General features: G+C 39.9%; 11 protein-coding genes. 5 read left to right on the top strand and 6 right to left on the bottom strand.

The window, feature by feature from the left end; translation table 11 throughout:
• Window positions 1-30: 30 nt before the first annotated feature.
• Both J4N25_RS04170 and J4N25_RS04175 read right to left on the bottom strand, forming a co-directional pair.
• Window positions 31-1,278, bottom strand: coding sequence for a competence/damage-inducible protein A (locus tag J4N25_RS04170; protein WP_207420885.1), 1,248 nt, complete (start codon window positions 1,276-1,278; stop codon window positions 31-33).
• Complete coding sequence (locus tag J4N25_RS04175; protein ID WP_207420886.1) at window positions 1,278-3,809, bottom strand: putative LPS assembly protein LptD; 2,532 nt, start codon at window positions 3,807-3,809, stop codon at window positions 1,278-1,280. Before J4N25_RS04175 ends, J4N25_RS04170 begins: the two co-directional genes overlap by 1 nt.
• Before the next feature lie 113 nt (window positions 3,810-3,922).
• Here J4N25_RS04175 and J4N25_RS04180 point away from each other — a divergent pair, with 113 nt between their 5' ends.
• Together J4N25_RS04180 and J4N25_RS04185 are read left to right on the top strand one after the other, a co-directional pair.
• Window positions 3,923-4,744, top strand: a complete 822-nt coding sequence (locus J4N25_RS04180) for an N-acetylmuramoyl-L-alanine amidase family protein (RefSeq protein WP_207420887.1) — start codon at window positions 3,923-3,925, stop codon at window positions 4,742-4,744.
• Between the two features lie 42 nt (window positions 4,745-4,786).
• On the top strand, window positions 4,787-5,731 hold the full coding sequence (locus J4N25_RS04185) for an MlaD family protein (protein WP_207420888.1): 945 nt from the start codon (window positions 4,787-4,789) through the stop codon (window positions 5,729-5,731).
• A gap of 87 nt (window positions 5,732-5,818) precedes the next feature.
• Here the strand turns inward: J4N25_RS04185 and J4N25_RS04190 are convergent, their stop codons facing one another.
• The 4 genes from J4N25_RS04190 to J4N25_RS04205 all read right to left on the bottom strand — a co-directional run bounded on the left by J4N25_RS04190 (window position 5,819) and on the right by J4N25_RS04205 (window position 9,603).
• On the bottom strand, window positions 5,819-6,730 hold the full coding sequence (locus tag J4N25_RS04190; RefSeq protein WP_207420889.1) for a ribonuclease Z: 912 nt from the start codon (window positions 6,728-6,730) through the stop codon (window positions 5,819-5,821).
• Window positions 6,731-6,746: 16 nt separating this feature from the next.
• A complete protein-coding gene (locus J4N25_RS04195; protein ID WP_207420890.1) occupies window positions 6,747-7,124 on the bottom strand; it encodes an STAS domain-containing protein in 378 nt (125 codons plus the stop codon).
• A gap of 142 nt (window positions 7,125-7,266) precedes the next feature.
• Window positions 7,267-8,214, bottom strand: a complete 948-nt coding sequence (locus J4N25_RS04200; protein WP_207420891.1) for a phosphoribosylaminoimidazolesuccinocarboxamide synthase — start codon at window positions 8,212-8,214, stop codon at window positions 7,267-7,269.
• Between the two features lie 426 nt (window positions 8,215-8,640).
• The gene (locus J4N25_RS04205) at window positions 8,641-9,603 is read right to left on the bottom strand and encodes a PhoH family protein (protein WP_207420892.1); all 963 of its coding nucleotides are present in this window, start codon (window positions 9,601-9,603) and stop codon (window positions 8,641-8,643) included.
• A gap of 99 nt (window positions 9,604-9,702) precedes the next feature.
• Between J4N25_RS04205 and J4N25_RS04210 the strand changes: the two genes are divergently transcribed.
• The 3 genes from J4N25_RS04210 to J4N25_RS04220 all read left to right on the top strand — a co-directional run bounded on the left by J4N25_RS04210 (window position 9,703) and on the right by J4N25_RS04220 (window position 13,894).
• The gene (locus tag J4N25_RS04210; RefSeq protein ID WP_207420893.1) at window positions 9,703-10,482 is read left to right on the top strand and encodes an SAM hydrolase/SAM-dependent halogenase family protein; all 780 of its coding nucleotides are present in this window, start codon (window positions 9,703-9,705) and stop codon (window positions 10,480-10,482) included.
• Between the two features lie 98 nt (window positions 10,483-10,580).
• Window positions 10,581-12,404, top strand: coding sequence for an ABC transporter ATP-binding protein (locus J4N25_RS04215; protein WP_207420894.1), 1,824 nt, complete (start codon window positions 10,581-10,583; stop codon window positions 12,402-12,404).
• 101 nt (window positions 12,405-12,505) lie between these two features.
• Window positions 12,506-13,894, top strand: a complete 1,389-nt coding sequence (locus J4N25_RS04220) for an MBL fold metallo-hydrolase RNA specificity domain-containing protein (RefSeq protein WP_207420895.1) — start codon at window positions 12,506-12,508, stop codon at window positions 13,892-13,894.
• Window positions 13,895-13,897: the final 3 nt, after the last annotated feature.

Raw genomic sequence — 13,897 nt, forward strand, 5'->3', positions numbered from 1 at the left:
GTACGGTGCAAAAATAAATCTTTTTAACACTTACACATGCTCTTCCTTAAGTAATTTAAATAGCATTATTAAGGCATTGATTGCAGATCTTTCGATATTCTGTTGCCTTCGGCTACCAAATTGAAACTTATTGGCAGTTACTTTGCTTTTGCTCGCTATTGCTACCCAAACTGTTCCAACAGGTTTTTCAACGGTTCCGCCCCCCGGCCCTGCAATACCCGAAATTGCTATACTATAATCCGGACCGAATTTATTGAAAGCCCCGAGTGCCATTTCCCTGACAGTTTGTTCGCTTACTGCGCCAAATTGCTCCAACGTATTTTGCGCAACACCTAGTAAAGATTGTTTTAGATGATTTGAATAGGTAACAGCGCCTCCAAGAAATACCTCACTAGAACCAGAGTGCTGCGTGAACAGATGAGATAGAAATCCTCCTGTGCAACTCTCTGCAACAGCCACTGTCAATTTCCTCTCCTTCATGAAATCCATTATGGCTTTCTCTAATGGTTTATCTTCAGAAGTGACAACGAAATCGCCAACAAGGCTTGTAATCTGATCTACATAAATGTTGATCTGGTCACGCAGGATTTGCTCGTTCTGTCCATAAGCGCTTAACCGCAATCTTACCTGCCCCAGTTTAGGAAGATATGCCAGCTTTATATGAGAGGGTAGAGCATCCTCAACCGAAGCAATGGCTTCTGCTAAGAAAGATTCACCTATACCAGCGGTGAGAATAGTATGGTGCACTATAGCTTCCAGTTTAAAATGTGTTTTAATCCTTGGAAGAACTTCCTCTTCTACCAGATACATCATTTCAAAAGGAACACCAGGCATGGAAACGTATACCTTTCCATTGTGTTCGAACCACATACCAGGGGCAGTTCCATTTTTATTCAGAAGCACGGTACAATTTTCCGGTACGTCAGCCTGGCGGATATTGATCTCTAGCAGAGGCCTATTATGACGTTTAAAAATTCCTTCAACAACTTCAAGCGTTGCTGCATCTCTTTTAAAGCCTACGTTGAAATACTCTGCAAGCGTTTTTTTAGTGATATCATCTTTTGTAGGACCAAGCCCTCCAGTAATGATAATAATATCTGCTCTTTCCTCAGCCTCTTTTAAGCCCTGGATAATATGTTGCCGGTCATCCGAAATAGAGCTGATCTGCTTTACCCTTACACCAATAGCATTTAATTGCTGAGCAATCCATGCGGAGTTTGTGTCGACGATCTGTCCAATCAGGATCTCATCGCCTATTGTTATTATTTCTGCTTGCATTAAAAGCTAACTGGGTTTGTATTTCTTCTGCTAAGTTTTAAATCCTGCAAAATAGAGGCCCTAACTCTCAAGTCAAAGCTATAACTTTTAAAGCGACCAAAGGGCAACCAATTGAAAGACATGTCCCAGCAATGGAGATCCCTTGCGATAGAAAATGATGTCATCGTAAATGTTTTCTGTTTAAAATCCCAGCCCGAAGTATACATCACCTTCCATTTGGGAGTAACGCTCAAATCACCATTAAAATTCAGGGAGTTGGCGAGATTCTTCTGCAAGCCCTGATTGGTATAAGTTAAACTATACGTAAAGTTGAACGACCAGGGGATAGAAAAGTCTACGAATTGGTTTGGATTATTCAATATGGTTGAAATATCCTGCCTTTGCTGCTGACTTATCTGCGGATTCTCTTGCTGTTGCTCAAGATTCTCCTGCCTTTTCTTAAGTGCGGCGGAGTTGAAATTATATCCGGTGCCAAAAGTGAAGGACGTTAAGCGAGGCAACTTACCTTTACGAAAAGTATAAACGTCAATTCTATTTCCGTTTTCATCCTGCATGTAAGGACTTAAGTTTCCTCCAAAATTGAGGGCTAATTTTTGATCAAACAGTGAGGTCCGACCTGAAAAGTTTATGTCCGACAACTTGAAAGATTCGGCAAGGAAATTATAGCCACCATTAAAGCTTAGTCCCTGGAGGATAGGAATTTTTTTGAAGGCATTAGCAGTATCACCAGTTGTTTTAACTTTAGCCTCAATTGTGTTTTCTAATGAGAAAGACATGGAAGCCTGTCTCCCCATGCCAGGAGCGGATATTCCAGTTCCATTAAATATGGAGTATCGCACATCCTGCCCGGTAGAATCCTTGTAAGAACTAAAAAAACCGAAATTGTCAGAACTAAAATCCGGGGTATAGTTGAAGCTTGTAGATGGAGTAACAATGTGGCGGATCGCCATTAGCTTCCCTTTTTTAAACGGGACCATCCCGTAAAATTTCGTTGATAAACTCCCGTTTAAACCATAATCAAAGTTCCTTGCGAACCCTCTGACAAAACTCGTATCAACTTTATTTTCCTTCGGTTTATACTCGTAACGAACCGTTCTAAAAGTCCAACGCTCGTTATAGGTTGTTCCTGTACTGAATTGAAAATATTTAAGCGGGTTGAAATTAATACTTATAGGAATAACCTGCGTAATTCCGTTCTGTGCATTTTTTAAGCCTTTATCAAAAAGGTCGTACTCCTTTTCGGTGATACTATTACTACCCGACATATTGTACCCCACGGAGATCTTTTCATACCATTTGGGCTCACCCGTTCCATTTTTTCTTTCAAAGGGGTTAATAGTAGTCATACCTAAGTTAAATGTAGGCAGCTGCAGATTGACTATTTGAGTGCTGAAATCCTGACTTGCATTGGCACTGGCACTGAAGCTGAAAAGATTATTAGCAAATGTTCTTCCATAGTTTATACTCGAAGTAGACTGCGACTGGGTGAGACGGTTCACATCTGAAGTAGCGCCAGCCCGGCTATCTACGAAGAATTTTGCCGTTTGTATAGAGACGTTGGCTCCAAAATTAACTCCCGGGTGTGCTGCGGCATTCTGCTGATGGTTCCAGGTGATACTGAAGTTCTTAGCAGGATTGTAGGCTTCGGTACCCTCTACTCCTCTTGTCGGTAAGGTGGAACTGTAAGCGAAGTTTAAGCCCCCATTAAATTTATAGTTCTTACGGTAACGGACTGCCAGATTTCCCATATAAGATCCCTTGCTCCATACCGTAGCTAATATATCAGCGTCCCAATAATCGTTTATACCAAAATACCAGCCGGTGTTTCTTAGAAAAAACCCGAGGGCGCCGTCCTCTCCCACACTCGGGAAGTGGAATCCGGAAGCTCTTTTATTTGTTTTGGGGAAGAAGCCAAATGGTAGTACTGCAGGAAAAGGAATATCTTCTATCTCCAGATATGCAGGCCCGCTAACAATTCTCTTCTTTGTAATAATTCCTCTCGAAATATGGATACCGAAATGGGGATGAGGCAGGTTACAGGTACTATAAACACCATTTTTGAAAGAAACCTCATCATAGGGATTTTTTTTTGATGTTTGGGCTGATATGTATCCTCCTTCTACTTCAGTGAAAGAGCTATAAACCAAGCCCTTTTTACTTTCCATATTATAAATGAGAGAGTCGGTGCTTACAGGCGGCTCCTGGCCTTGCTTAAAAATAGGCCGGCCGCGATATCTACCATATTTATCGTTTAATCCACTAGCAAACATTGCTTTGTTCTTCTGATCAAGCCTGATATAATCTGCAGACAATTCCATTTCCTCATACGAAACACGAGCCTTTCCATAGAGATAAACAATAGTTCTATCAATGCTGAATTTAATAGAATCTTCAGCGTGATACTCTATCGTAGAATTTAAGCCAGAATTAGACTTTTTTGTCAAAGTATCCGTTAAATTTGCAGATACTGTATCAGTCTTTCGATTAGGGGGTTTAGAGGTATTTTGTGTCTGTTGGGCATCAAGTTTCATACTAAATGCAACCATTAAAACCAAAAACACGTATCTCGAGAATATAAAATTGATAGATTCCAAGTGTGATGTTGTATATTAATTTTTCAATTAAAAATTACAGTTCAAATTTAATGAAATTAAAACCATTAAAACGATTCATTATTGCCTTTGCAGCCGCAATGCTGCTTCTTCCCTTTTCTTCTTTTCCTAATAACTCCAATATACCACCATATCGTATAAAGACGATCGTAATTGATGCAGGACACGGTGGAGAAGACGGGGCAACTAGGGGTGCAATCGCTAAGGAAAAAGAATTGGCATTGCAAGTTGCACTTAAATTGGGAAAAGCCATAGAAGACTCAATGCCGGATGTTAAAGTAGTGTATACACGTACCACGGATGTGTTCGTCCCCTTGTATGAACGCGTGGGATTAGCTAACCGGGTTAAAGCGGATCTGTTTATATCAATACACTGTAATGATATGCCTAAGAATTATAAAGGCAGAAGTTCAACAAAAGGAGTTGAAACGTTTGTATCTGGTTTTCATCGTTTAGATGAGCAAAATAAAGCTATTAAAGACATTGCTACCCGGGAGAACGAATCCATATTATTAGAAAAAGATTATAAAGATAATTATGACGGTTACGATCCGAATGACCCTGAAAGTATGATCATCTTTTCCCTGATGAAGAATGCCTTTCGTGAGCAAAGCATCAAACTTGCATCATTTATTCAAAACGAGTATGTAAAAGTAGGGCGTATAGACCGTGGGGTTAAAGAAAAAGGACTAGCAGTATTAGCCCGTGCAGGTATGCCTGCTGTGCTCACAGAGATCGGCTTTGTTTGTAATAAAGAGGAAGAAGAGTATATGGTATCGGAATATGGTCAAAACGAAATTGTAAATTGTTTGTTAAAAGCAATTCAGGGGTATAAGAAGCAGTTGGAGCTTTAAAAACCTGAAAGGTATACTATATTTGAAAAAAATATTTACGCTTTGAAAATAACAAACGAAACTAAAGTAGGAATCTTAGCGGCTGTTGCCATCACTATTTTAATTTTAGGATATAGCTTTTTAAAAGGAAACGACGTTTTTTCGGGAGAAAATGAATACTACGCTATCTACGAAAATGTGGAAGGAGTTGCCATCTCAAAACCAGTTCTTGTTAACGGATATCAGATAGGCCGGGTATCTAATCTTACCTTGCAACCCAATGGCACAATACTGGCGGAGTTTAAAATTAAACCCGAATACGAAATCCCCAAAAACACAATCGCAAAAATAGAAAGTACAGACCTACTTGGTAGTAAAGCAATTGTATTCGACCTTGGAGAAGGTGGTGTTTATGCCAAAAGTGGAGATACTTTAAAGGCTAATAAATCAAAGGACTTGTTAGAGCAGGTTCAGCCCGTGCAAAAGAAAGCGGAACAAATAATCGCCCGTCTTGACTCTATACTAACTTCGGTTGACAATACTATTAGTCCCGAATTCCAACGCAACTTCAACAGCAGTTTTGCAAGTATCGCCAAGTCACTTAAAACCCTTGAATCTACAACTATGAAAGTAGATCATATGGTTGGAGCAGAGAGCAGCCGACTCCATGCCATCTTTTCAAATTTGGAGTCTATCTCTACAAACTTCGCTCAAAACAACAAAAAGATCACTACTATCATGTCTAACATCGAGTCGGTATCCGATCAATTCGCCAGAGCTAATTTTGAAACTACTATTAAAAATGCAGATAAAGCGATAGCGGATCTCCAGACAGCCGTTAATAAAGTAAACACTGGAGAAGGCTCCCTCGGCCAATTGCTTAATGACAAACAACTATACAATAACCTTAATAGCTCCGCAGAAAACTTGAATAAGTTGATGATAGATCTTAAGGCAAACCCAAAAAGATATGTTAGCTTCTCCGTATTCGGGGGGAGGAAAGATTAGGTATAATAGGAAATACATTAAAACAAGAAAGCCCGTTTGGTATGCAACTAAACGGGCTTTCTTGTTTTAATGAAAATATCACATAGTCTATAACTGAAAAACTGTGCCTTCAATAGCTAATTTTGAGTTTGGAAATACCGTCTGCGCTTCTAGCAGAAGCGGTTCCAATTCCCTATATCGTGCAGAAAAGTGACCAAGGAGCAATTGCTTCGCGTTAGCCTTTACAGCTATTTCTGCGGCTTGTAAAGCTGTTGTGTGAAATGTTTCCTGCGCCCGCTCGATCATGTCGTGCATAAATGTCGATTCATGATAAAGCGTATCCACTCCCTGAATAGAATCAAGATATTTCCAGTTACAAATAGTATCCGAGCAATAGGCGTACGCCCGGGGTTCATCAGGATCTGTAGTAAAATCTTCAGAACGATACACCTTACCATCCATATCTGTAAAGTCCATCCCTCTTTTAAGAAGATGAATAGCGGGAAGGGGCAAGTCTAAGGCTTCAACCTTTTCTTTCAGCAACTTGCGGAGTCGCTTCTTTTGGGTGAACTTGAACCCGGTACAAGGTATCCTATGCTCAAGAATTATCGTTTCCACCACCACATCCTGATTTTCAAATATCTTTTCAGGTACTTCTGAATTAGTGAAGTAATATTCAATAGGATAACGGATGTCTGTTTGGGAATACTTGAATTGAACTTCAAGTATCTCTTTTAATTCTGCAGGAGCGTAAATAAAAAGAGGCTTCTTTCTTCCATTCAAATGCATGGAAGAAAGAAGCCCTACAAGACCAAGATAATGATCGCCATGAAGGTGGCTTATGAAGATATGCTCAATACGCTGGGCCTTGATACCGTTCCGCAATAACTGCAGCTGGGTACCTTCTCCACAGTCGATGAGAAAATATCTTTCATTAATATTTAAAAGCTGTGCGCTTGGATATCTGTTAAAAATTGGGGTAGCTGAACTGCTTCCTAAAATAGTTACATCAAACCTCATGAACTTTACGAAGCAATTATCTCGCCTCTTTTTTCAATTCACGTTCGATCTCCTCCATAAAAATCAGATCGATCGCTTCTTCAACAGTAGGCACTATTGTTAAAACGCTTTCCAATTGTGAAATGGTAATAAGGCGATCAATATTTTCGTTAACGCCAGTAATTATAAAACTACCATCAGCATTTTTACAGAGGCGGTGACCAACCAATAAGCTACTTAAACCTGATGAATCAGAGTATTTTACTCCTGAAAGGTCAAGAATGATATTGCGAATCCCCTCTGTATTAATTAGAATCAACTCGGATTTAAGCTGAGGAGAGATCAAGCTGTTCAGCTTTGCTTCATTCAACTTAATTAATACGTACTTCTCGTGTTTGTCTACCGTAAATTTCATAGTTACCTTCTGCAATATGCTTTTACAATATTAAAAAATTATTTCTAACGGCACAATTGTTTTTAGTTGCAATTGCCCTCTTGTAGATGATTTCCTTAATAATATTACAATAAAATCACCGGCTCCAATCCACCGGAATTTCTTACTTCAAACGATTTAGACTTTCAAGTATATTGTTTTCTACTCTTTTCAGAACTTCAGAGGCTTCAGCTTTTCTAAAAACGTCGCCAGTGATGTGCTCATATAGCTCAATATAGCGATCTGAAATAGATTTAATTAGTTCAGGAGTCATTTCTGGAACAGTTTGTCCTTCCTTACCCTGGAAACCATTCTCTATAAGCCACTTCCTTACAAATTCTTTCGATAGTTGCCTCTGAGGTTCTCCTTTTGCCTGCAACTCTTCGTAACCATCCTTATAAAAATAGCGTGAAGAGTCTGGTGTGTGTATCTCATCGATTAGATAGATCCTTCCTTCCGCTTTACCAAATTCATATTTGGTATCAACAAGGATCAAACCTCTTTCGGCTGCAATTTCAGTCCCTCTTTGAAACAACTCTCTGGTATACTCTTCCAGTTTAAGATAATCTTCCTCAGAAACAATTCCCTGACTAAGGATCTCTTCGCGGGAGATATCTTCGTCATGCCCAACAGCCGCCTTCGTTGTAGGTGTTATAATAGGCTCCGGAAGCTTATCATTTTCCTTTAATCCTTCGGGAAGACTTACTCCGCAAACCTGTCTCCTTCCAGCTGCATATTCTCTCCAGGCATGCCCAGCCAGGTATCCTCTAATAACCATTTCAACCTTAAAAGGTTGGCAAATTTTACCAATCGTTACAGAAGGATCCGGAACATCAATTACCCAATTAGGTACAATGTCTTGCGTAGCATTAAGAAACTTAGCAGCTATCTGGTTCAACACCTGACCTTTATAAGGAATAGGTTCAGGCAGTATTACATCGAAAGCCGAGATCCTGTCGCTTACTACCATCACAAGATACTTATCAGAGATCGTGTATACGTCTCTAACTTTTCCTTTGTAATAATTGGTTTGACCAGGAAATTTAAAGTTGGTTTCTTTTATTGCAGACATGAGTGGTGTAAAAAATGAGTGAATGAGTGAGTGAGTGAATGAATGAATGACTGAATGAATGAATGACTGAATGAATGAATGACTGAATGAATGAATGACTGAATGACTGACTGACTGAATGAATGAATGAATGATTAATTTAATCTATGAATAAATGGTTCAATATTGTCGCAAAAATAGTTTTTTTATTGATTTTGGTTCCTTAATGATTTCAAAAAGCTCAAAATTGCAGCTTATTCCTCATTCCTTCTAACATTTCATCCTCCCCTCATCCGGGACTACAATCCTCTCATATTCTATCCTTCTATCCTTCCCTCATTCTATCCTTCTATCCTTCCCTCATTCAATCCTTCCCTATTCCATCCTTCCCTCATTCTCTCATTCTATCCTTCTATCATTCTCTCATCCTATCCCTCTATCCTTCAATTACTGTATATCCCCGTAAGCTTTAAGTATTTGTTTAACCAGCTTATGCCTTACGACATCTTCTCCGCTTAAGTAAATGATATCGATTCCCTTTATGTTGTCAAGTATTCTAAGGGCAGTATGTAATCCCGAATGTTGTTTCTTTGGTAAGTCGATCTGAGTTATATCGCCAGTTACGATAAACTTAGCAGAAGGTCCCATCCGTGTCAAAAACATCTTTAGCTGCATGTCGGTTGCGTTCTGGGCTTCGTCTAATATAACAAAGCAATTATCCAGTGTACGACCACGCATAAAGGCAAGAGGGGCTACTTCAATCGTTCTATTTTCCAGATACAACTTGAGTTTTTCAGGGGGGATCATATCGTCCAGCGCATCATATAGAGGGCGTAGATATGGATCTATCTTCTCCTTTAAATCCCCGGGAAGAAAACCAAGATTTTCGCCAGCTTCTACAGCAGGACGTGTAAGGATGATACGTTTTATTTCTTTGTTTTTCAGAGCTCTTACGGCAAGCGCTACAGCGGTATATGTTTTACCTGTACCAGCAGGGCCAATAGCAAAAAGGATATCGCTTTTATTAATCCCCTCTACCATGCGACGTTGATTGGCAGTCCTTGCTTTAACCACAATTCCGTTAGGCCCAAAAACTATAGGCTCACCTCCTCCACCTTGCGGCTTATCCCCGCCTTCAGCATCTGTCTGGATGTTTACAGAAGCACCAAGGAAACGCTCAAGATCATTACTTTCAAGACTGTTATAACGTTCAACATGTTTTAAGATTTCTTTAAAACGATTGTTAAAAGCGGTCAACTCAGCATCATCTCCCAGCACTTTCACCTCTGTCCCACGAGCAACAATTTTTATCTTCGGGAACTGTCTTTTAATTACTTCGAAATACTCGTTATTTGGGCCCCAAAGAACTACGGGGTTAACGTTCTCAAGATCAATCTTTAATTCGTTCAAGTTATCCTTTTTTTAGTTTTTGATTTATTTGTGCGATTAAAATTCAATATTTGCAGCTTCAATCTATAAGCAAGATTAACAATTAATATTCACATTTTAATGGCAATAATTACTTTAACAACCGACCTCGGTTACAAAGATTTTTATCAGGCTGCCCTTAAAGGAAGTATCTTAAGCCTGATGCCGCAAGCGAATATTATTGACGTTACTCACAGCATTTCTGCATTTAACATCCTTCAGGCAGCTTTCGTTTTAAAAAACGCTTTTCCATATTTCCCGAAAGGAACAGTGCACCTTATCGGCATTGATTCAGTGTATAATGAAAACACCCGATATCTTGCCGTAAAATACAAAGATCACTTCTTTGTAGGATCTGATAACGGCATTTTTTCTCTGATGTTTGAGGGCAATCAACCAGAAGAAATTGTAGAGCTGAACATTATGCAGGATCTAAAGTTCCTGCACTTTCCGCTAACAGATATTTTCACTAAAGCATCGTGTCATATAGCTGCTGGTGGCGAGCTTAAGGATATCGGCATTCCTGTGTCTGGTCTTGAGGAAAAAATGACCCTCCATCCGGTTATTGAGAAAGACACTATCCGCGGTAGCGTTATCTATATAGACTCTTTCCAGAACGTTATAACCAACATCTCTAAAGAGCTTTTTAATAAAGTACAGCAGAACCGGGCTTTCACTCTCTATTTCAGGAAGAACGAAACTATTTCTCAATTGAGCTGGCACTATAACGAGGTACCGGAGGGCGAAAAGCTTTGCCTGTTTGGTATCAGCAATCATCTTGAAATCGCCATCAACAAGGGAAATGCAAGTGGTTTGCTTGGCCTTCATTTAGGCGATATTGTACGCGTAGAGTTCAAATAATATTACTCTTTCCTGATTTTACCGAACATTTAATGCTATAAATAAAACCTATTTTTGTCCGCGCTCGAGAAAGCGCTTTTTTTATATCAGGAGACGAGATGGCCCGTAACAGATTTAATAGTGGAACTAAACCAGAAGAAGAACTTCCAAAGGCTAAATTAAATAAAGAGAGCATTAAGAGAGCGGAAGGATTACTTCAATACATGAAGCCGTATCGCTGGAAATTCTTCATAGGACTGTTTTGCCTATTTGTTTCAAGTTTAACATTTCTAGCATTCCCTGCAATTTTAGGAGCCTTAGTTGACGCCGCTCAAGGCAAGCATAAATTACCTTTTATAAACCCTAGTATAAATGCTTTAGGATTTGCGGCTTTTGGTATCCTATTCATCCAATCGATCGTTTCATTTGTAAGGGTCCGCTTTTTTGTTGAAGTGGCAGAAAAGACAATCGCAGATATAAGAAAAGATACTTATTTCAAACTTATAACTCTTCCGATGGATTTTTTCGCAAATAGAAGAGTTGGGGAATTGAATAGCCGCTTATCGGCGGATCTTTCTCAGATCCAGGATACCCTTACCACTTCTTTAGCTGAAATCATCCGACAAACAGTGATGCTCATAGGAGGCGTTTCTATATTGATTTTTGTATCGCGACACCTAACTCTTTTCAGTTTAGCAATCCTACCACTTGTGGTTATATGTGCAGTATTGTTTGGAAAGAAAATCAGGGCTGTATCTCGTGAAGCGCAAGATAAATTAGCCGAATCCAATACTATTGTTCAAGAAACACTTCAAGGGATCTCAAACGTTAAAGCTTTTGCTAATGAAGCATATGAAACCAAAAGATATGATAGCAGCTTAAGGGATGTGGTTCTTATTGCATTAAGAGGCGCAACCTTAAGGGGAGGCTTTGCTTCGTTTATTGTATTTTGCCTTTTCGGAACTGTTGTTGGAGTAGTATGGTATGGTGCTATTCTAGTTGCCAATAAGGAACTAACGGTAGGCCTTCTTAGCACTTATATCCTATATTCTGCTGTAGTTGGGGCAGCAATGGGAACTTTCCCTGATTTATTCGCAAATCTTCAAAAGGCGATAGGTTCAACTGAAAGAGTGATAGAAATCTTGCAGGAGAAAAGCGAGCCTATATCTACTAATGCTGAAGAAAACAAAACAAAGCAGGTTATCAAGGGCTGCCTGGAGTTTAAAGACGTCTTCTTCTCCTACCCATCCCGGAAGGAAGTTGCTGTACTAAAGGGCTTGTCGTTCAAAGCTAATGCAGGGGAAAAGGTTGCCATTGTTGGACCAAGTGGTGCAGGAAAATCAACCATTGCATCCCTTATCCTTCGCTTTTACAATCCACAGAAAGGGGAAATCCTTTTTGATGGTCTAACATCTGAAAGCTACGCATTAACCGATATTCGGAATCAGGTTGCAATTGTTCCCCAAGATGTCCTCCTATTTGGCGGGACAATTCGTGAAAACATTGCTTATGGAAAATTAAATGCAAGTGATGAGGAGATCCTAGCAGCGGCAAAACAAGCAAATGCCCACAACTTTATCCAGAGTCTTCCCGAGGGGTATGATACAATTGTTGGAGAGCGGGGAATTAAGCTCTCAGGTGGTCAGCGGCAACGAGTTGCTATTGCAAGGGCCTTGCTGAAAGACCCGGCGATTTTGATACTTGATGAAGCAACCTCGTCCCTTGATTCTGAATCAGAGAGATTGGTTCAGGAAGCGTTGGAAGTACTAATGAAAAATCGAACTTCAATCATCATCGCTCATCGCCTTTCAACAATTCGTGAAGCCGATAAAATAGTGGTGCTTGAAAAGGGTGTTGTTGCCGAAAGTGGAACACATGAAGAACTTATTCAGAACGAAGAAGGTTTATATCGCTATTTGAGTCAGCTTCAGTTCGAAGCATAGCTGATTTAAGAATTACATTTTTAGATTTACAATTAGCAGAACAAAGCGTTCATAACTGATTGTTATTCTAGAGCGTAGATTATTACCTTAAAAAGCATTTAATGAAGTTAACTATATGGGGTGCAGCACAACAGGTGACTGGAAGCATGCACCTTCTCGAAATAAATAACTATAAGATACTTATTGATTGTGGCCTTGATTACGAGAAGGGCACCTGGCTGGAAGAAAACGAACTTTTCCCCTTTAACCCTGCGTCCATCGATGTAGTAATCCTGACCCATGCGCACATTGATCATTCGGGAAATATACCTACGCTTATAAGAAACGGCTTTGACGGCCAGATCTTAAGCACCCCTCCCACTGCAGACCTTGCCGAAATACTTTTGTTAGATTCGGTGAACCTGTTCATCGGTAAGGAACAGAGACATGCCCGAAAAAAGAAAAAGCGTTCGTCGGGACCCAAAGCGCTGTACCTCCAAAAACACGTGATGGATACAATGGAACGTTTTGTTACCATTGGCTTTCATAAACCTTTTCGTTTAAATGGAGATATATCCCTGGAATTTATCCCGGCCGGGCACTTACTGGGTGCAGCTATAGTTATACTGACTATTAATGAGCAGGGTATCGAAAAGAAAATTGCTTTTACAGGGGATATCGGAAGGAAGGACTACCCTGTTCTTGTTGAACCTCAAACTCTGCCTCCGATCGACTTTCTCGTGTGCGAATCGACCTATGGCGGAAGGTTTCATACAAAGGGCAAGAGTGTAGAGGAGGTTTTGACGGAAGTGATCTACGAGACCTGTATTAAGACTCCGGGTCGTCTCATTATCCCTGCATTTAGTATTGGCAGAACGCAATCCCTGGTGTTCTCTCTGAACAAGATCTTTTCGTCTGGAAAACTTCCTCCAGTGAAAACTTTTGTTGACAGTCCACTTGCAAACTTTGCAACAGATGTTTATCGTAAGCATCATCAGTATGTTAGTGAAGATGCAAAAGAGTTTTATCAGAACAAAGGCGATGAGTTCGAATTTGAGAACCTGTTCTATATCCAGAACCTGAAAGAAAGCCGGGAGATATCAAATTACTATGAACCGTGCATAATCGTTTCATCAGCTGGAATGCTGGAAGGTGGTAGAATACAGGACCATTTATTTTATAACATCCAAAACTATTATTGTACCATTCTTTTCATCGGTTATAGCGCGAAAGGAACCCTTGGGCATCGTCTGTTAAGAGGAGATCCTATTGTAACGATAAGAGACCGGGAGCTTTCAGTATATGCAACGATTAAGCAAACGGACGTTTTAAGTGGCCATGGAGATCATAATGACCTATTAAATGTGGTCAAAACTCAGGATAAGGGAAAATTAAAGAAGGTTTTTCTTGTACACGGAGAGCCCCAAAGCATGGAAGCTCTAAAAAAGGATCTTGAAGCCGAAAGCTACGATGTAGTTATTCCGGAAAAAGGTGAAGTTTGGGAATTATAATTA

This window comes from Desertivirga brevis, from assembly GCF_017355835.1.